Genomic DNA, 20,255 nt, shown 5'->3' on the forward strand with positions numbered 1-20,255 from the left:
ACCACTTTCGGAATAAACATCATGCTGGCAAAAAAAACGGTTCTGATAACTGGTGGTACGGGTAGCTTTGGGCATACGTTCGTGCCAATGACACTCGCAAAATACAACCCCAGCAAACTTGTCATCTTTTCTCGTGATGAGATGAAACAATGGGAAATGGCTAAACTCTATGGCGACGATCCTAGAGTTCGTTTCTTTATCGGTGACGTTCGTGACAAAGATCGTTTGCATCGAGCATTACACGGCATTGACTATGTAGTTCATGCAGCGGCAACTAAAATTGTTCCCACTGCTGAGTATAACCCTTTTGAATGCGTCAAAACCAACATCAATGGCGCAATGAATTTGGTTGATGCTTGTATCGATCAGAAGGTAAAAAAAGTCGTCGCATTGTCCACCGACAAGGCCAGCAATCCAGCTAACCTCTACGGTGCTACCAAACTAGCATCAGATAAAATCTTTATCGCCGGCAATTCCTACGCGGGAAGCGAGCAGACGCGATTTGCGATAGTTCGCTACGGCAATGTTATGGGTTCCCGCGGATCAGTCATTCCGTTCTTTTTGCAGCGGAAACAATCCGGTGAACTGCCCATTACCGATATGCGCATGACTCGGTTTATGATCACTTTGGAGCACGGGGTGGAATTGGTCTGGCGCGCCTTTGAGGACATGGTAGGAGGAGAAATCTACGTCAAGAAGATCCCCTCCATGAGTATAGGGGATATTGCCAAGGCTGTAGCTCCTGAAGCAAAGCATAGGATCATTGGTATTCGCCCCGGTGAAAAACTCCATGAACAGATGATTGGTGTGGAAGACGCACCCTATACCTACGAATATGAAGAATATTTCAAAATTCTGCCAGCTATTCACAATTGGAGTCAGGATCCAGTCAGAATAAATGGCGGCCGCCTTGTGGCTGAGGATTTCTCTTACAACTCGAGCAATAACCCAGAATGGATGAGTGCAGAAGCGCTGCGCGACTGGATTGAGGCCAATCACCAGAAGATTGGAAGGATATGATGATACCTTACGGTCGACAGCAGATTACAAAGGCAGATATTGATTCTGTTGTGAATGTCCTAAAATCTGACTTTCTGACCCAGGGTCCTCAGGTTCCGGAGTTTGAACGGCGGGTGGCGAGCTACTGCGGCGCAAATTACGGCGTTGCGGCAAACAGCGCCACATCCGCACTCCATTTGGCCTGCATGGCGTTGGGCTTAGGGCCTGGTGACTGGCTGTGGACGTCGCCGATCACTTTTGTCGCGTCCGCGAACTGCGCGCTTTATTGTGGTGCTAAAGTCGACTTTGTTGATATCGACCCAGCCACTTACAATCTCTGTCCGAAGGCGCTGGAATGGAAGCTGCAAAAGGCAGCGCTTGAAGGACGCCTTCCTAAGGTCGTCATGCCGGTGCACCTATGCGGTCAACCCTGCGAAATGCAGGACATCTACGCACTAAGCCAGCAATACGGGTTTCGAATCATTGAGGACGCCTCACATGCGATTGGTGGTCGCTATCAGGACGCACCGATAGGCAGCTGCCAGTACAGCGATATCACTGTGTTTAGTTTTCACCCAGTGAAAATTATAACTACAGCCGAAGGAGGTCTTGCGTGCACCCAGGATGAACAGCTTGCGGATAAAATGGCACTGCTACGAAGCCATGGTATCACCCGCGACCCAAATAAGATGGATGGTGGCTCACAAGGCCCATGGTACTACCAGCAGATCGATCTCGGCTTTAACTACCGCATGACAGAGCTGCAAGCGGCACTCGGCACCAGCCAACTTGCGTGGCTGGACGACTACGTAGAGCAACGGCATCGCCTTGCTAAGCGCTATGACGCCCTTTTGGAAAATTTGCCGGTTAAAACTCCCTGGCGGCGCCCGGATAGTTATTCCGCCTTTCATCTGTATGTCGTGCGATTAGACGTCCGGAACAAAAGTAGTGATCATCGCCAAGTTTTTGAGTGCCTGCGCGAACACCAAATCGGTGTAAATCTTCATTACATCCCAGTGCATAGCCAGCCCTACTACCGAGCCATGGGATTTTGTGAAGGCGACTTTCCTGAAGCAGAGCTTTATTACCGTGAAGCTATCACTCTCCCCCTCTATCCGTCTCTGAGTGAGTCTCTGCAGGATGAAGTGGTCACTGTGCTCGCTGAGAGTCTTGGCAAATGAGGGTTGCAATTATTCCCGCACGAGGCGGCAGTAAACGTATTCCCCGCAAAAATATCCGCGAGTTTTGTGGCAAGCCGATAATCGCCTGGTCGATCAAAGCTGCACTGGAAAGCTGTTGTTTCGACTGGGTCATTGTTTCAACTGATGATGATGAAATCGCCAGTATCGCACGGCAATACGGTGCTGCCACCCCTTTCAAGCGGCCAGCGGAGCTATCTGACGACTATACAGGGACCACTTTAGTCATTCGACACGCGATTGAGTGGTTTATGGCTCAGGGAGAGCAACCAGATCAGGTGTGCTGTATCTACGCGACCGCGCCGTTTTTGGTGCCAGATGATCTGCTCCTTAGCCTTCAAAAGCTGAAAGACAGCGACAAAGACTATGTCTTTGCAGTGACCAAGTACGCTTTCCCCATCCAACGTGCGATCCGCATGACGCCATCCGGTAATGTTGAAATGTTCTATCCCGAGCATTTTTATGCTCGCTCTCAAGACCTCGAAGAGGTCTACCATGACGCTGGTCAATTTTATTGGGGGCGTGCTCAGGCCTGGCTGGAAGAGCGGCAACTGTTTACCTCTGCCTCAGTCGGCTATGTCCTGCCCCAACATCGTGTGCAGGACATCGACGTGGAAGAGGACTGGATCCGCGCTGAAGCGATGTTTCAAGTACTCAGGGATGCCAGATAAAGCGAGGGATGTTGCTATTCTGCTAAGTCGCTTCGGTTTGTCAAAGATCTAATTAGGGGCAATATTACTATCGCTGGCGCGGTATGCAGCGTTTTGACTGGGTCTGTTCTGGTACGAAAAAATTGCGCCGAATTATCGTTCAACGCGTCTAAAAAGATGTCAAATATGGTACTTCAGTCACTACAGACACTTTGAGTTAACTGGTGCATGCCGCGAATTTGCCTGATTCTTGATAACCCACTGCGCGACCTTGACGGACTGTGTCTTATCGCGTGGCACCTTGCTCAGGCAGGGGCTGAGGTATTTTTAGTGCCGATGCACATGCAGGGTTTTGATGTTCCTTCATTGAAGCCCGATGTGGTTTTGGTGAATTACGTACGAGCCAACAATTTGGACCTTCTGAAACTTTACCACCAACAAGGAATCCGGGTGGTTGTATTGGACACCGAGGGAACTGGAGAGTGGTGGCCAAAACATGCAGACCTCTTGCAAAGGCAAAATGTGAGAACCTTTGTGAGCCAGTATTACTGCTGGGGCGCAGTGCAGGCACAAACGCTGATAGAAGCAGATAGCTTCGCGCCAGAGCAGGTTATGATTTCAGGTTGCCCTCGTTATGATTTCATCGTTGATCCCTGGCGCAAAGCGTTGCCCAGCAATGATGTGGAATCAGGTTACATTCTGATCAACACCAATTTTCCAGTAGTGAACCCGCAGTTTGCCAAAGGTACCAACGCCGAAATAGAGGGCTGGGTTAAAGTCGGCTGGGGCTCGCACTCTGATGCCACCGCCTTCGCCATTGCGTCTAGAGAGTTATTCGAAAATATTAAAGACGTTGTTGCCACCTTGGCCCGCACCCTGCCAGAAAAAACTTTTGTCCTGCGCCCTCATCCATTCGAGAGCCTCGGCCCTTACGAGACGATGGCTGCGTCGCTGCCAAACCTACTCCTGCGCAAAGAGGGAACGTCATTGCAGTGGATCAACCAGGCTGCAGCATTGTTGCACGTAAACTGTTTTACGGGCGTTGAGGCCGGTCTGATGCAAATTGAGGCCCTGGGTTTCGAGTGGCTCAACCGTTCGGAAATACGCCAGCACAGCGGCGAGCCCTTTCGGGTAAGCCGCAACGCTAGCAGTATTGACGAGATTGTTCAGTGGTTAAGGTTTCTGACCATTGAGTCCGAACCATTGCCCTTTTTGCCAAACCGTGATGACGCACTTAACGACCTAGTAAGTGCGAACTACCACGCTATAGATGGAAAGTCAGCAAAGCGTGTGGCAGATGCCCTGCAAACGTTAGCTCACAAGGGTCCGCTAACCTCAAGTGCGAATATGTCGCCACTGGGCGCACGCCAGCGCATGTCATACTGGACAAGGCGGTGGCTCGGTTATGGTGGCGCAAGCCTGATAAAAAACCTGACAACTCCCGCAAAACTCCAACGGGAACGTAAAAAGAAAATCCCACCACTCGAGGCCGTCAATGAGGTTATGGAGCGAATACATCGTGTCGGCGGGGGCGCTAGACACCCTCAGGTCAGAAACACCCTGCGCTCGGATTACTTATTGCCCTATCGTTCGAGTTATAAATCTGTGCGAATCACATCTACATGAAACCGTTCATTCTCTTACAGACTGTGTTTCGTCGGCTAGTCGCTTCGCCCAATGCATGTAAGTATATGGCGGCCAATCGAGCCGCATTTAAGCGCCCAAAAATCCAAATTGAACGACACGTGCTGATCAATCAGATACACTCATATCCGCCGATTGAGTTGTACGCCCATGCTGGTAACTATCTGGCAAACATTAGAAAGGCGTCAATTCGCCACTACCGCTTCGAGTCTGAATTCCTCGATAGGCTGGGCGTGCCCCATCCTGTGCTTGAGCGCCTTTACGGCTCTTTCGGCTCACACCTCGGTTTGAGCTGGCGTTGGTGGTTGCCGGATAGTATAGCGCTGATCTGGAGGGCAATATGTACCTTCAGGGACCTGCGGTCTAAGAATGACGTGCTTATGCTCCAGATGGAAGGAGTGCCGGTTGGCACCTTGGTCTACGACACCTATTTACGACGCTATCGGCAAGAAACCATGCGAACCCGAAGCTGGGGCCTTCTCTGGACCTTGATCCAGGCTCAGTTTATTGCAAGTCGCACTCAACAGCACTTTACTCGTCATCAGGTGGTTTCGGTAATCCCTGGTGACGTTGCCTACATCTACTCCGGCATTGTAGCTCGCATAGCGATCCTTCGGGGTATTCCCACTTACTCGGTGATGGAAATTCCATGTCGCCTGCAACCTATGGATACGAGCTTTTACAGACGGGTCCCATACTGGTGCTATCGGGAACAGTTTGCCGCGCTCCCCCACAAAAAACGGCTCACTGCGAAACAGCAAGCCACCAAGTTAATTGATGCGCGATTTAGCGGCCTACCTGACAGGAACATGGCTTACATGCACCAATCGAGTTATGCATCGCAGAATGGTGCCAAAAGAGCGCTGTTGGACAACCATAACAATAAGGTGCTGGTACTGTTACATGACTTTTTTGATAGCCCGCATATTTATCGGCAAATGCTGTTCGCCGATTTCTGGGAATGGATCTGTTTTACGCTCGAGCGCGCATCGCAAACACCTTTTGAATGGTACGTTAAGGCGCACCCCAATGGCCTTAAAGGTAACGACCGTATAATGGCGCGGCTGCAAGCCCGCTTTCCCAAGATTCACTTTCTCGACCCCAATACCTCCAACCGGCAACTCGTTAAAGAGGGCGTCGCTGCTGTCTTCAGTGTTTATGGATCTGCTGGACACGAATTCCCTTATCTGGGTGTTCCTGTGGTTATGGCCGGCGACAATCCACATGTGGCCTACGACTTTACCCTGACTCCTCAAACTGTTGACGACTATGCGCGCTTGATCGACCAGGCCGGCAAACTGCGCTGTGATGTGGACCTCGACCAGTTACGTGAGTTTTACTACATGCATTATTGCCACTATCAGTCGGAGTTACCGCTCGACCCGGTCTATCCGACATCGGACTTTTGCAAACGCATGAACCTTGAGAAACTTTCCAGCAAGGAGCAGCGCAACCGTTACCACAAAGCAGATTCAACACTTGCCTACCTGCTTGAACAGCGTACCCGTAAACAAGAACAAAAACTGCAAGCATTTTTCCGGGGGATTTTTGTGTGACAAACGGTCGAATGCACCGCCAGATTATGCTTTCTTACTTGCCTCGGCTGCTTAATTTGGTGGTAGTTCCGGCCCACATCGCTTTGCTCACCGAAAACCTCTCAGTAGAGAACTACGGCATTTGGAACATGCTGTTGTCTAGCGGTTTTGTTGCAAGCATGATTTTTTCACTGGGGTTGCAGAAGGTCCTCAGCATCAAAACACCGGGCCGCAGTTTATATATACAGCTCAGTTTTTTTAAAGCAGTGCTTTTGGCGGAGTCACTAGCTTACGTCGCGATGTCCATCATCTTTCTCTTGATTTGTCTGCCCTGGGTGGTGTCGAGCTTAAATATTGAGGGCCAAGAAGTCACTGTGGCCACAATCCTCTTAGCTTTTTTGGTTAATCTTATCTACTGCGAGTTCGGGCGCTTGTTTAACTACCAGAAACGGATAGAGATTCGGGTGTTGATCAGTTCGTTTGAAAAGCTCCTAGAGTTGGGGCTGATCTACGCAGCCATTTGCTGGGTTGGTACGACAGATCTAAAACATCTTGCACTTGTTTACATTGGAATCTACTCGATCTTGCTTTTAACAAACCTTTTGTTTTTTCGGGGTTCAAGACTTTTTTTCAGTGTAAGGCTAAGGCTACCGGTCATAAAGTATGCTCTGCTATTTGGGGGGCCTTTGATATTGTCGGATGTCGCTTGGAAACTTATTCAAAATGCTGATTTCTATATGTTGTCGGCTTTTGACCGTCAGACAGAACTCGGGCTCTATGCTTTTATCTCTAGGGTGATCAACTACATCTATCTAGCAGCCTCACCAATAATATGGATTATGTATCCTTATCTGGTCGACACTTTTCACAAAGAGGGAAACCGGATGGGTGACAAAACCCGCTATCTGCTGGAAAGCCAGCTGAGGTACAGCACACTTTTTCTGTTAGGTGCATTGGGTGGCGTCTTGATCAACCTCGATTGGTTGGTCGATTTGCTTGCAAACAAGGCCTATGATCAGAGTATGGCGTTTCTGCTGTTCGCCCCATATCCTGCGCTAGTCACACTGATGTATCTAGGTCAGCAGGTACTTTTATTAGAGAAAAAAACCCGCCTTATTTCTATAAGTTACGCTGCTGGGTTGATGGCAAACATTGGGGGTAATCTTTTGCTGATACCCGCGCTAGGTATTTTTGGGGCCATCATCAGTACACTGACAGCATTGGTAATTATTATCATCATACAGGCACTTCACTTTTCACCGCTGCGCCACGTGTCGGGCGCGCTTTTGGCCATGGTAGCGATACAGGTGGGTGTGTTAGGCGCCTTGTTGAACGCCTCTTTGCCCTTGATGCTCAAAAACCTCATATTCGCAATTGAATTGACACTGGTCGCAATCGTTCTTCGCCTGATTGACCTTAGCGTAGTTCGCCGGTTGGTAATTTGGACCTAGCCAAAACTCCTTAAATCGAAGGATTTAAATGTCTAAAACTTCTATTACCTGGGTCATTACGACTCTAGCTATCTATCAAACGCGCTTTTGGGCCGAAGTGGCTCATCACCTACAGAAACAGGGTCACTCTGTGGCATTTCTGTCCTTTGACGACCGCTCAAGTGAATACCTCACTGCGAAAAAATTTCGTGTTTATTCCACCTGTGCAATGGACAAGCAAAAGGCGGAGTGCCTGATGCATAGTTTGGAAGAGAGCCTGGAGGAATATGGGATAGATAACTTAAATTTCTGGCTGACCCATGAGCGCTTCGCTTTCAATCTGCGTAACAGTCAGGAGATGTCTCTTCGGTTATTGACCTATCTGGTTCTTGCGGACCGATCACTGGCGGAACTGTCTAAAGATGGCCAACTGGTGATGATTCAGGAGCTGGGCGGGTTTATCAGCGTCATAGCCAGTTTCTTTTCTGCACGTAAGCAAAATATTGACAACTGGTTCGTCGAGCCCTCCTTCTATCGGGGCCGCCAATTTTTTCTCAAAAACCGTTTTGGATCTATGGAAATACGGTCAATTTCCGTTAAATCAGCCAGCACTAAAGTTAAGGCCTATTTGAGCGAGGTGCAGGCAAATAAAACTATAGTAGTGCCAGTTAAAGACAGGCATCACTACTCCGCGGCATTGAACAAGATTCTTAATTCGCACAATGTTCGACGACTTGGTGAGAAAATCATTGATAAATATTTGCTGGGCAAGCACCAAGAGTTTGGTCACATCCGTAGTCACGTTTTCAGCCATGCAGGCATGCTACTGAACAGTATGCGGCTTGCCGGAAAATATACAGAGATGTCAAAGATTGGGCGTTTTGTGTATTATCCCCTGCATGTACCTGGCGACATGGCTTTAACCCTTCGATCGCCGCAGTTTCTTGATCAGTTGAGTTTAATTGATTACCTCCTGCGCAACCTACCTAACGGTTATAAGTTGGCAATAAAAGAACATCCGGCGATGGTAGGCGCGATGGATGCTGGCCGCCTAAAAACGTTATTAAATCGTTATGACCAGCTTGCATTGATCAATCCTTCGGAAAATAACTTTGATGTATTGGACCGAAGTGAAGCTGTGGTTTCGGTTAACTCCAAGTCTGGGGCTGAAGCGATTTTGCTTGGTAAGCCGGTATTGGTGCTCGGAGACGCTTTCTATCGCGACAGCCCATTGGCTACGCCGGTGACCTCAATTACCGAGATTGGTTTGCGCCTTAGGGAACTCTTAGCAGAAAATTTCACACCTGATCGTGGAAAGTTGGAGAGATACTTTGAAGAGGTGTGGCGCAGTACTTATCCTGGTGAACTTTATGTCCAGGGTGAAGAAAACACTAAGGTGTTTGCCCACTCCATAATATCTGCTGTATTTGATGCAGACCCCCAACGACAGATGGAGGTGAGTTAGTCTGGACACAAGCAAGCAGTTTCTGATCGCCGTTTTGGCAATAACGCTGTTCTTGAGCGCAGTGAAAACTTGGCTGCTTGCTTTTCGTTCACCGGTTCGAAACACGCGTTGCTAACTTACTCCAAGGTTTCAGCGTTCGCCTTGGTTTCCTCCGGGTTGATAACCAGCGCTGTTTTGACCTTTTCCCTAGCCACTCTAAATAATGGGTTGATAAAGTTGATGAGGTTGGATCCGAAAAATTAACGTGTCCGATGGCAGGCGTTCCGCCACCATGTCTCCTTTTGTTATCAGCGGAATTGGCCTGATGCTGCTAAACGCTATCAATTTATATTGATCAAGAAGCCGTGATGACTAAGTCTTTCGAACCCGACCTCGTATCCATCATTACTCCAGCCTGGAGAGCAGCTGGATACATTGAGGAAACAATCGCGTCGGTGCAGGCCCAGACCTACTCAAACTGGGAAATGTTGATTGTAGACGACTTCTCTCCTGACAATACCTGTGAGGTGATAGAAGAGCACAGCACTAAGGACGACCGCATTCGCCTGATACGTCTGCCGCAGAATGGAGGCCCTGCACAAGCCCGTAATTGCGCCCTTCGTAAAGCACAGGGCCGCTGGATTGCGTTCCTGGATAGTGATGACCTTTGGCTACCGACGAAGTTGGAAACCCAGTTGGCATTTCATCAGGCTCAAGGGGCTTATATTTCCTTTACTGGTTATCGCCGTATCTCCGCTGATAATCGGAGTACTGGGGGTTTGATCCAAGTGCCAGCGCGCCTCTATTATTCTGGTTTATTGAGCAACACCGCGATAGCGACTTCGACCGTATTGATCGATCGGCAACTAACTGGTGAATTTGAGATGAAATCGATCTACTACGATGACTTTGGCTGCTGGCTGGAAATATTGCGCTTGGGTGGCTTTGCGTCTGGACTCAACTCAGATCTCATGCGTTATCGCGTTATGATTGGTTCGGTATCGCGTAATAAGAGGCGCTCAGCGGTGGAAGTATGGAAAACTTATCGAGAAGTGGAGAAACTCAATATGCTCCGCTCACTGTGGCACTTTGCCAATTATTGTCTCAACGCGCTTAAAAAATATCGGAGATTTTAACAATTAAGTCACAAAAATTTAAGGTCCTGATAACAGGGGCTAATGGATTTATTGGCTATGCCCTTTGCGTGTCATTAGCAAAGCTAGGTTATCATGTCGTTGCAACAAGTCGAAATTCGATGTCATCTGAACTAAAGGCCATAGGCATTGAATTGCGCTTGCAGCAAAACCTGACCTTTTTTGAGGATCTCAGATTGTTTGAAGGAGTTGATTGTGTGGTTCACCTGGCCGGGCGGGCGCATGATCTAACGGCAAGTTCTCCAGATTCTACGTCAGCATTGTTACAGGCAAATAGCGAGACAACCAATAAATTATCGCAAGCAGCATCTTTATGCGGCGTTAAGCGCTTTATTTTTCTCAGCAGCGTTGGCGTACATGGCAATAATTCTGGTGAGAAGCCCTTTTCAGAAAAAAGTGCGTTAGCACCTCATAATTCTTATGCACAATCAAAACTTATGGCAGAGAAGTATTTAGTTGAAACTTGCCGCGCATCATCCTTAGACGCAGTCATTTTTCGTCCCCCCCTAGTTTATGGCCCTGGAGTTAAGGGCAATTTTCTTTCAATGCTCGGATGGCTGAGACGAGGCATCCCGCTTCCGCTTGGTGCAATCCATAATCAACGTAGTTTAGTTGGTATAGACAATCTGATAGACCTGATCGTCACCTGCATTGACCACCCCGCTGCCGCTAATCAGACGTTTTTGGTGAGTGATGATGAAGATATTTCTACGGCTCAACTGTTACGCAGTATGAGCGAAGCTTTGGATAAGCCTGCTCGACTTTTTCCTCTTCCCACATCGCTACTTCAATTAGGCGCAAATCTAATTGGCAAGCAAGCTATAGCCCACGGTCTGCTTGGAGATCTTCGAGTTGATATTTCTCATGCCAAAAAGGTGCTAAATTGGACACCTCGGGTCAGTGTGGATGAAGGGCTGAAGAGGACAGCTGAGTGGTATTTGTCTCAAAAATGATTCGTGTTTTGGATCTTTGTCTTGCTGCTATTGCTCTAGCAATTCTTTTCCCATTGATTTTATTGGTCATGATTATCAGCTGGTTTGACACTCGTTCGCCACTGTTTCGTCAAAGACGTGTTGGGCGCGGAAAAGAGCCGTTTATCCTTGTTAAATTTCGGACTATGAGGCCTGACACAGCGTGTGTTGCTTCACACCTTGCAGATGTTTCATCAATCACAACAACAGGCCATGTTTTGCGCCGCACCAAGCTAGATGAACTGCCACAGCTTTGGAATGTGTTGAAAGGTGAGATGAGCTTGGTCGGTCCTCGCCCCTGCCTGTTTAATCAGCAAGAGTTAATCACTGAACGTGAAAATCGCGGCGTCTACAAAGCTCGTCCGGGAATTACAGGGTTGGCACAGATTCTCGGGATTGATATGTCGACACCTGAATTATTGGCAGAGATGGATGCACAAATGCTGAAAACTCTGAACCTACGCAATTATTTTAGATACATTTTTTTGACGATCTTGGGTAAGGGTTCGGGAGATCGTGTAGGGACAGAGCCATGACAAACAGGTCTCATCGCAATGATATTTAAAACTCTACGTCAAACGACTCACCCAGTTTTGTCCCTGCCCCGCTACGCCAAACAAGTCATTGCGGTTTTTGTTGATATCACCCTTTGCATTTTGACCGTCTGGTTGGCTTTTTATCTGCGTCTGGGTGAGTTTGTTGCTTTTACCCAAAACACTAACTTTGCGGGTGGATTAATGTCTGCGAGTGGCGTCTCATTGTTACTGGCCATACCGCTTTTTTTCGTATCGGGGTTTTACAGGACGATTTTTCGATATTCTGGCTGGCCTGCTATGGTGGCGGTATTTCGCGCGTTGGTTGTTTATTTTTTGTTATATACTACTGTGATTACCGTAACCGGTATTCCCGGGGTTCCGAGGACTATCGGAATTATTCAACCCCTGTTACTTTTTTTCGCAGTGGCTGGTTCGAGGGGGTTGGCGCGCTTTTGGTTGGGAGGTGCCTATGGAAGTCGGTTGCAGAGAGCCGAAAGTCCGAAAGCGCTGGTTTATGGCGCCGGCACGGCAGGCCGACAACTGGTCTCGGCATTAGCCAATAACTCAGAGATTTGTGTTGTAGGATTTTTGGATGATGATGATCGCTTACATGGGCACGCACTTAATGGCCAACCCATTTTTTCTCCATCTGAACTGCCTGCCCTGATTGATTCGAAGGGCGTCACCCATGTTCTGCTAGCAATTCCTTCAGTTGCCCGGCATCGGCGTAATGAAATACTAAGACATATTGCGACACTACCGGTGGCGGTGCGCACCCTGCCGTCTTTCACGGATCTAGCCGAGGGCCGGATCACCTTCTCTGATTTACGTGATCTAGATATTGATGATCTTCTTGGTCGTAGATCAGTTACTCCAAACCACGTTCTGCTAGCGAAAAACATTACAAACAAAACGGTAATGGTAACCGGTGCGGGCGGTTCTATTGGTAGTGAGCTATGCCGACAGATCATCCAACTCAAACCGGAGAAGCTTTTGTTGGTTGAGATCAATGAATACGCCTTGTATGCGCTTCATTCGGAGCTAGACGAAACTCATGTTGTGCCGCTACTAGCATCGGTTCAGGACCCCGATCGCATGATGGAAATTATTGCGACATGGTCGCCGGTAACGATTTACCACACAGCGGCATACAAACATGTACCTTTAGTTGAACACAATCTAGCAGAAGGTGTAAAAAACAACGTGATGGGTACGCTGACTATGGCAAAAGTGGCTATTGAAAAAGGCGTGTCAGATTTTGTGCTGATTTCAACGGACAAAGCTGTAAGGCCAACAAATGTGATGGGTGCCAGTAAACGGCTCGCGGAGATGTGTTTGCAGGCATTATTTGCTGATCAAGCCGTTGTTTCGCTAGCTCAGCCCCTGTCTGAAAGGCAAAAAGGAAGGACTAAGCTATCTATGGTTCGCTTTGGGAATGTACTGGATTCTTCCGGTTCAGTGATCCCTCGTTTTCGCAAACAGATTCGCGATGGCGGCCCCGTCACCCTGACACACCCGGAAATCACACGTTTTTTCATGACTATCCCCGAAGCCGCTCAGTTGGTGATTCACGCAGGTGCAATGGCAAAGGGTGGCGATGTGTTTGTGCTGGATATGGGCAAGCCTGTTAAAATTGCTGATTTAGCCAAACGCATGGTTGAACTGTCTGGTCTCTCAGTTCGAGATGAAGAAAACCCAGATGGTGATATTGAGATTGCAATAACCGGCCTGCGGCCAGGCGAAAAACTTTATGAAGAGTTGCTGTTGGGGGATAATCCACAACCCACATTGCACCCGAAAATACAGAGGGCCCAAGATCCATTTATCCCTTGGTGTGAGCTAGAGACGCATCTGGCCACCTTACAAATAATGCTTGCTCACAACAATGTAGGGGAGATCATGGGGCTGCTGCAAAAACTGGTCTCAGGGTTTAAGCCACACAGTGAGATTGCCGATTGGACGTATATAGAGCAGATTAAGGCCGTAAGCAGGAAGACGAATGGTGAAATGCATTGAACTGAGTGCTCGTTTATTGAAAGCGAACGTGCTTTGCTAGCTCGTGCTCTTTCTTGAGATTGTTCGGATAAGACCGGTTTGCGTTGAAGGAATGGTCGGGGTCAGTACTCTGAATATTGACAGCGTGTTCTAAGAAATAAGGAGCGGCTGCGGTGGAGAATGTTGGCGCGTCAAGGATTAAGGTAGAGGGATCCGCAGGTTGCCAAATTTGCAGTTGCGCATTTCAGCACTTTATTGCTACTGCAGTTCGCCGCGGAATGGTAATTGGGATAACCGCTCTTGAGACCCTGAATCAAGCCTCGAAAATGTTGAGAAGAACAGATATCTGAGCGCAGCACAGTGTGAAGAAAAGCAAGATAGCAGTGCTGATGGCGGTGCCTTCGATCGCGGTGCAAAGCTCGCAGATGAGTTGTAGCGTGTGTGGCATTGGAAATTGCATTACACACCTTGTAAAACACCTAAATTTTGTATACGAACGAAAGCTATTAAATATAAAAATTAATTGGCTTTGTCATAGTTCCATTATGTAGCTAAGGCTTTCGCATTAAATCTTACAAGCAGAAGTCACTTTTGACTTAGTTGTGTCAGGCTATTCAGTTTTGTCAGAAGCTCAACCTACCCAAACATCGACATGATCAGCGCGAAGATCAGCGACGCGATTACACTCACGCCGATATAGACCTCGATGGTTTTTTCTATCATCCGGATCTGTCGTCCCCATCTGGCGCGCGCCTCGCCAATGATCATTTTGCGCATGACAGTATACAGGCCCAGCAAAACCATCGACAGATAGACTTCAGCCGTCCGCCATTCCGGATATGCCGGATAGACATAGCGATGGACCAACAGCATGGCGCTGATCAGAAACGGATAGGTGAACTGGCCGGTGCGGCTTTCAAATCCAAAGGTGGGTCCCGGTATCTGCACGCTTCATAACTCCTTCAGTTCATCATGCCCTCAGCGGCTCCGGCATTCGTGCCTCACCAGACGGCTCCCACCCTAATGCGGGATTGCGCCGGTGCAAGGCCAATGACACCCACGACCGGAAATCAGGCGCGTTAATCCACAGGCGCTAAACCAAAATCAATTTGTGTCGTCTCCCTGATCATGGACGTGATGAGACTGCATCAGGCCCGTCCCGATATGGGGCGGCGCCAGCGACGTGAGGCTGACGCTGAGGACGACGCCACCGAAATGGAGGCGGCGCCCGCGGCGCCCGCGGACCTGTATGACGTGCTTGGCTACCCGGGATCGCAAAGCACGGTCACAACCCAGCAATGGCTGTCGATGCGCTGTATCAGCTTCTAGGTCGCCACACCCCCATTCTATCGTTTGAACTTGTCGTGCGGCGGTGCTACATCGCACAGTCAAATCCGTTCTGACTGGAGTTCATTCATGTCCATTCGTTTTGCCATTCTCGGGGCAGGCCGGATCGGCCAGGTTCATGCCTGCGCCGTCGCCGGTAATGATCACGCCGTGCTGGCCGCGGTATATGACCCGGTTGCCGCCTCCGCTTCCGCAATTGCCGACACATATGGCGCAACCATCCGTACGGTCGAGGAGATTGCGACGGCTGAGGATATCGATGCTGTTGTGCTGTGTACCCCTACCGACCTCCACGCCGAGCAGATCGAGCTGTTTGCGCGCGCTGGCAAGGCTGTGTTCTGTGAAAAGCCGATTGATCTTGATTCCACGCGCGTGCGCGACTGTCTGAAAATTGTCGATGAAACCGATGCGACACTGATGGTCGGATTCAACCGGCGGTTCGACCCGCATTTCATGGGCGTCAGGGCAGCGATTGAGGACGGGCGTATCGGGACACCGGAAATGGGCATCATCACCTCGCGCGATCCGGGCCCGCCACCAGCTGACTATATCCGTCGCTCAGGCGGCATCTTCAAGGACATGATGATCCATGATTTCGACATGGCGGTGTTTCTGATGGGTGACATGCCGGTCAGTGTGCTGGCCACCGGATCGGTGCTGATCGATCCCGCGATCAAACCGCTTGGCGATTATGACAGCGCCAGCGCCATCCTGCGCTGGGCGGATGGCCGCCAGGTGACGATCTCCAATTCCCGGCGTGCTGTCTATGGCTATGACCAGCGGGTTGAAATTCACGGGTCAGCCGGCATGGTGGCGGCCGAAAATGAACATCCGGTGCGGATCGAACTGGCGACTGCCGATGGCTATACCCGCCCGCCGCTCCATGATTTCTTCATGACCCGCTATGTGGCAGCCTATGCCAATGAAATCAACGCCTTCATCGCGGCGCTTGGCGGTAAAACAGCCGGCATTCCGGTGGGTCGTGACGGGCTCAACGCGCTGCTGATTGCCGAGGCGGCGCTGGCATCCGCACAGTCCGGCAAGGTGGTGGACATTGCGTTGTAAACAGGCGCAACATTGTGTTCCAGAATTGCAGAAGACCCAAGAGGGGTATGGTGATATGAGCATTTCCGTCATTGGCCTTGGCTATGTCGGCCTATCGCTGTCGGTTTTGCTGGCACAGAAATTCAGGGTGTATGCTGTCGATATCGACCCTGGCAGGGTCGATCTGGTGGCGTCCGGCACATCCCCCATCCATGACCCCGACATCACCGCGTTTCTTGACAGTGAAAAGCTGGACCTGACGGCAACGACGGATTTTGACACGGCTGTGGCCGGCTCCGACTTTGTTGTCATCGCAACCCCGACCGATTACGACGTCGCCACCAACCGGTTCGATACATCCAGCGTTCGCGCCGTGGCCCACAAGGCGAGGCAGGTCAACCCGGCCGCCACGATCATTGTCAAATCGACCATTCCGATTGGCTTCATTGACGAGCTGCGTCAGGAGCTGGACTGCCGGAATATCTTCTTCTCTCCTGAATTTCTTCGCGAGGGACGGGCGCTTCATGACAATCTGTATCCATCGCGGATTATCGTTGGCGGTGATACCGAACGGTGCCGGATATTTGCCGACATGCTGGCAAGCTGTGCGCGTGTGTCTGGCTGTCCTGTCATGCTGACAGGCACAAAGGAGGCCGAGGCGGTCAAGCTGTTCGCCAATACCTATCTTGCGATGCGGGTGGGCTATTTCAACGAGCTTGACAGTTTCTGTATGACGCATGGGCTTTCCACCGGTGATGTCATCAACGGCGTGTGTCTGGAGCCGCGGATAGGGCAGGGTTACAACAATCCCAGCTTTGGGTATGGCGGATATTGTTTCCCCAAGGATACCAAGCAGATGGTGGCGAATTTCGACAATATTCCACAGGCGCTGATTTCGGCGGTGGTTGCCACAAACACCGCGCGGTGGGATTTTCTGGCAGGCCAGATATTGTCTGCCACGCCAAAACTTGTCGGGGTATACAGGCTCAACATGAAAACCGGGTCCGACAATTTCCGCCATTCGGCGGTGTTCGGAATCGTCAAGCGGCTCATTGATCAGGGTATCACGGTCAAATTCTATGAGCCGACAACCGAAGACACGGACATTGAAGGGATGACCCGGTTTGACGATCTCTCGTCGCTCAAGCGCGACAGTGACATCATCCTGGCCAACCGCCTGACAGACGAACTTGCCGATGTGTCGGACAAGGTGTTCAGCCGGGATCTGTTCAACGTCGATTGAGGTAACTGCCCGCGCCGGTTACGATGCCGGCGGTGCGAAGGAGCATTTCGATGCGTGTATGCCTTACTGGTGGCGCAGGCTATATCGGCAGTCACATCCTCGTCGGTCTGCTGACCGGCGATCACGAGGTTCTTGTGATTGATAATTTCGGGAACAGCTCGCCAAAATCGCTTTATCAGGTTCGCACCATAACCGGCATGTCATTCGAGGTTCTGGAGCAGGACATCTGTAATCGCGATGCCCTTTCAAAGGCGTTGTCGTCGTTCAGGCCAGATATCGTCATCCATTGCGCCGGGTTGAAGGCTGTCGGGGAATCACAGGACCAGCCGCTGCGCTATTACCGCAGCAATGTCGAGGGATCGATCAGCCTGCTGGAGGCAATGGATCGGGCCGGATGCCGGCGAATTATCTTCTCGTCCTCCGCCACCGTCTATGGCACGCCGCATTATTTGCCCTATGATGAGGCGCACCCGGTGGCACCAGTCAATGTTTATGGACGCACCAAGGCGATTGTCGAGGGCATCATCGCCGACTGGGCCGCGACAGATGCAAGTCGGTCTGCCGCGCTGTTGCGCTATTTCAATCCTGTTGGGGCGCATGAATCCGGTGACATCGGTGAAGACCCAAAGGGCATTCCAAACAATCTGGTCCCCTACATCGCGGATGTTGCCACCGGCAAGCGGCCCGAGCTGTCAGTCTTTGGAGACGACTATGAAACCCGCGATGGCACGGGGGTCAGGGATTACATCCATATCACCGACCTTGCCGATGGCCATATCGCGGCGATGGCCTATCTTGCCAATCATCAGGGTGTCGAGGTGTTCAATCTTGGCAGTGGTGAAGGCAGATCGGTTTTTGAGGTCATTGCGGCCTTCAGGCGGGCCAGCAACCAGTCGATCCCCTATGCGATCAAACCGCGTCGCGAGGGTGATATAGCCGAGTTTTTCGCCAATCCGTCAAAGGCCAATGATGTGCTGGACTGGAAGGCGGCGCGGACCCTTGACACCATGTGCGCCGATGTCTGGCGGTGGCGGTCAAAATATCCTGACGGGTTTGACAGCTGAAACAGGCGCTGTGGCGATTACCAAAGTTTTTAACGCCGCTCACCCGGTTCTATTCGGGGACCGCACCGATGATCTGCTGGTCGTAATTGATCACCGCGCCGGTGATGATGCCGGAATCCGGGCTGACGAGATAGGCAATCAGCGGGGCGATCTGGTCCGTTTTGACAAGCTGGCCCATCGGCAGACCTGCCTCGGCCTGTTGCAGCCAGTCATCCGGCGCGTCATGGAATTTCTTCTGCACCACATCTTCGCCTGGTGTGTCCATCCAGCCCGGTGCCACCGCGTTGCATCTGATCAGGTTCGAGCGATAGGCATTGGCGGTGTTCAGGGTCAGTGTCTGAAGCCCGCCCTTTGATGTCGAATAGGCGGTCAGGAAACTCTGGCCGACATGTGCCGAGGTCGAAAGGATGTTGACGATTGACCCCGGTTTGCCGGAATCAAGCAGGTGCCGTACCACACCCTGCATCAGCAGAAACGGTCCCCGCAGGTTGATGTTCATGTGGCGGTCCCACAATTCGGGCGAGGTGTCGACAAGGCTGCCGCGCGAGGTATCGGCGGCGCAATTGACAAGCCCGTTGACAAAGCCATGACGTGCCACCGCCTGTTCGACAACCGACTGGCAATCCTCGATGCTGGCAACATCACAGGCGACAAACAGGCAATCAACGCCGTTCCTGCCAAGCGCCGCCGCTGCCGCTTCGCCCTTGTCGGCGTCGCGCCCGGTGATTGTCAGGTGTCGGCACCCTTGTGCGATCAGACATTCGGCCACGGCCATGCCAAGACCCTGGGTGCCGCCGGAAATGATGACGCTTGTCGTGCTGTTATCAACCATTGCTGGCTCCTTCTTAAGGCCCCTTGTCGAAACAGGTGTCAGACATCTTCCCAGCTGCCGCTGAGCGAGGATCTGTCCACCGCATCCATGACCTTTTCGATCACCAGCCCGTCGGCAAAGGACGGCCAGACCGCCTGGTTCGTCTCGATGGCCTCGAGAAGCTCGTGAAGTTCGCAGATCTTCACATCCATATAGCCAAGGCTGTGCCCTCCGTTCGGCAGGAAAGCGGCATAGGGAGGATGTTGCGGGCCTGTCAGAATGGTCCGGAACCCGTCTGTTGCCGGATCATCCTGCGGGGTGAACAGACGCAGCTCGTTCAGACGTTCCTGCTCAAAGATGATGGTGCCCTTGGTGCCATGAACTTCCCAGCGAAGGCCGCATTTATAGCCCCATGTCACGCGGCTGGCACCGATATGACCATGCACGCCGTTCTCGAACTGGACCAGGGCCGCAACCATATCGTCATTGTCGACCTGTTTCCGGCTGCCGGCATTTTGCGGGTCGTCACGGTCCTTGTGAACAATCGCAATATCGCCGACGACCCTCTTGATTGTCGATCCTGTCAGATAATGCGCCACGCTGATGACGTGGCTCAGCACATCGCCATTGGCGCCTGTTCCCGACTGGTCGCGCGACATGCGCCACGACCAGGGGCGGGTCTCGTCAGCCTCGTTATCGACATCATAACGGCAGAAGAAGGCCGCCACACGCCCGATGGCACCACTCTCAATCAAACGCCGCGCATGGGTGACCGCCGGGTTCTTGGTGTAGTTGTAACCGATGATCGTCTTGCCGGAACTGGCAGACGCGGCATCCGTCATCGCCTGCGAATCGCCAAGCGTTGTCGACATCGGCTTCTCGCACCAGACATGTTTTCCCGCCTTCAGGGCCGCAATCGAGATTTCGGCATGGGTATCATTCGGCGTGCAGACAGAAATCAGGTCAACCGCAGGATCGTTAACAACCTCCTGCCAGTCAGCTGTGTAACGATTGAAACCAAGATCGGTCGCACGCTGTGACGCACGCTCGGGACTGAGGTCGCAGACGATTTCCAGACGGGGCCGCAGACCGGTTCCAAAAACCGATGCTGATGCGCTGTAGGCAATGGAATGCGCCTTTCCCATAAAGCCTGTGCCGATGACGCCGATGCCGATTTCCTTCATCACGA

General features: G+C 51.1%; 18 protein-coding genes. 15 read left to right on the forward strand and 3 right to left on the reverse strand.

What is annotated here, in order from left to right:
- The first annotated feature begins 21 nt into the window (after positions 1-21).
- The 11 genes from pseB (at position 22) to AB3X55_00225 (ending at position 13,578) form a co-directional block, all read left to right on the forward strand.
- Complete coding sequence (gene pseB / locus AB3X55_00175; GenBank protein ID MEX0501991.1) at positions 22-1,020, forward strand: UDP-N-acetylglucosamine 4,6-dehydratase (inverting); 999 nt, start codon at positions 22-24, stop codon at positions 1,018-1,020.
- Entirely contained in the window at positions 1,020-2,180 is a 1,161-nt protein-coding gene (gene pseC / locus AB3X55_00180) for a UDP-4-amino-4,6-dideoxy-N-acetyl-beta-L-altrosamine transaminase (GenBank protein ID MEX0501992.1), read from the forward strand. Before pseB ends, pseC begins: the two co-directional genes overlap by 1 nt.
- On the forward strand, positions 2,177-2,869 hold the full coding sequence (gene pseF / locus AB3X55_00185) for a pseudaminic acid cytidylyltransferase (protein ID MEX0501993.1): 693 nt from the start codon (positions 2,177-2,179) through the stop codon (positions 2,867-2,869). Before pseC ends, pseF begins: the two co-directional genes overlap by 4 nt.
- A 207-nt stretch (positions 2,870-3,076) precedes the next feature.
- Positions 3,077-4,474: a surface carbohydrate biosynthesis protein gene (locus tag AB3X55_00190; protein ID MEX0501994.1), complete on the forward strand. Its 1,398-nt coding sequence runs from the start codon at positions 3,077-3,079 to the stop codon at positions 4,472-4,474.
- Positions 4,471-6,048: a hypothetical protein gene (locus AB3X55_00195; protein ID MEX0501995.1), complete on the forward strand. Its 1,578-nt coding sequence runs from the start codon at positions 4,471-4,473 to the stop codon at positions 6,046-6,048. Before AB3X55_00190 ends, AB3X55_00195 begins: the two co-directional genes overlap by 4 nt.
- A gap of 11 nt (positions 6,049-6,059) precedes the next feature.
- A complete protein-coding gene (locus AB3X55_00200; protein MEX0501996.1) occupies positions 6,060-7,478 on the forward strand; it encodes a polysaccharide biosynthesis C-terminal domain-containing protein in 1,419 nt (472 codons plus the stop codon).
- A gap of 28 nt (positions 7,479-7,506) precedes the next feature.
- Positions 7,507-8,922: a capsule biosynthesis protein gene (locus AB3X55_00205; GenBank protein ID MEX0501997.1), complete on the forward strand. Its 1,416-nt coding sequence runs from the start codon at positions 7,507-7,509 to the stop codon at positions 8,920-8,922.
- 347 nt (positions 8,923-9,269) lie between these two features.
- Complete coding sequence (locus AB3X55_00210; GenBank protein ID MEX0501998.1) at positions 9,270-10,037, forward strand: glycosyltransferase family 2 protein; 768 nt, start codon at positions 9,270-9,272, stop codon at positions 10,035-10,037.
- 29 nt (positions 10,038-10,066) lie between these two features.
- Positions 10,067-11,008, forward strand: a complete 942-nt coding sequence (locus tag AB3X55_00215) for an NAD-dependent epimerase/dehydratase family protein (protein MEX0501999.1) — start codon at positions 10,067-10,069, stop codon at positions 11,006-11,008.
- A complete protein-coding gene (locus AB3X55_00220) occupies positions 11,005-11,562 on the forward strand; it encodes a sugar transferase (protein ID MEX0502000.1) in 558 nt (185 codons plus the stop codon). Before AB3X55_00215 ends, AB3X55_00220 begins: the two co-directional genes overlap by 4 nt.
- Positions 11,563-11,580: 18 nt before the next feature.
- Positions 11,581-13,578, forward strand: coding sequence for a polysaccharide biosynthesis protein (locus AB3X55_00225; GenBank protein MEX0502001.1), 1,998 nt, complete (start codon positions 11,581-11,583; stop codon positions 13,576-13,578).
- A gap of 615 nt (positions 13,579-14,193) precedes the next feature.
- Here the strand turns inward: AB3X55_00225 and AB3X55_00230 are convergent.
- On the reverse strand, positions 14,194-14,505 hold the full coding sequence (locus AB3X55_00230; GenBank protein MEX0502002.1) for a hypothetical protein: 312 nt from the start codon (positions 14,503-14,505) through the stop codon (positions 14,194-14,196).
- A gap of 189 nt (positions 14,506-14,694) precedes the next feature.
- On the opposite strand from AB3X55_00230, the gene AB3X55_00235 reads away from it, so the two are divergent.
- From AB3X55_00235 to galE, 4 genes are all read left to right on the forward strand, one after another.
- On the forward strand, positions 14,695-14,886 hold the full coding sequence (locus tag AB3X55_00235; protein ID MEX0502003.1) for a hypothetical protein: 192 nt from the start codon (positions 14,695-14,697) through the stop codon (positions 14,884-14,886).
- Between the two features lie 87 nt (positions 14,887-14,973).
- On the forward strand, positions 14,974-15,969 hold the full coding sequence (gene iolG / locus AB3X55_00240; GenBank protein MEX0502004.1) for an inositol 2-dehydrogenase: 996 nt from the start codon (positions 14,974-14,976) through the stop codon (positions 15,967-15,969).
- A gap of 55 nt (positions 15,970-16,024) precedes the next feature.
- Positions 16,025-17,191, forward strand: coding sequence for a nucleotide sugar dehydrogenase (locus tag AB3X55_00245; protein MEX0502005.1), 1,167 nt, complete (start codon positions 16,025-16,027; stop codon positions 17,189-17,191).
- 50 nt (positions 17,192-17,241) lie between these two features.
- Positions 17,242-18,255, forward strand: a complete 1,014-nt coding sequence (gene galE, locus AB3X55_00250; protein ID MEX0502006.1) for a UDP-glucose 4-epimerase GalE — start codon at positions 17,242-17,244, stop codon at positions 18,253-18,255.
- A 49-nt stretch (positions 18,256-18,304) separates the two neighbouring features.
- Here galE and AB3X55_00255 read toward each other — a convergent pair whose 3' ends face one another.
- Together AB3X55_00255 and AB3X55_00260 are read right to left on the reverse strand one after the other, a co-directional pair.
- A complete protein-coding gene (locus tag AB3X55_00255; GenBank protein MEX0502007.1) occupies positions 18,305-19,087 on the reverse strand; it encodes an SDR family oxidoreductase in 783 nt (260 codons plus the stop codon).
- A 38-nt stretch (positions 19,088-19,125) separates the two neighbouring features.
- Positions 19,126-20,250, reverse strand: a complete 1,125-nt coding sequence (locus tag AB3X55_00260; GenBank protein ID MEX0502008.1) for a Gfo/Idh/MocA family protein — start codon at positions 20,248-20,250, stop codon at positions 19,126-19,128.
- Positions 20,251-20,255: the final 5 nt, after the last annotated feature.

The sequence above is a fragment of the Alphaproteobacteria bacterium LSUCC0719 genome, from assembly GCA_040839025.1.
In the GTDB taxonomy this organism is placed as follows: Bacteria; Pseudomonadota; Alphaproteobacteria; order Puniceispirillales; family Puniceispirillaceae; genus UBA8309.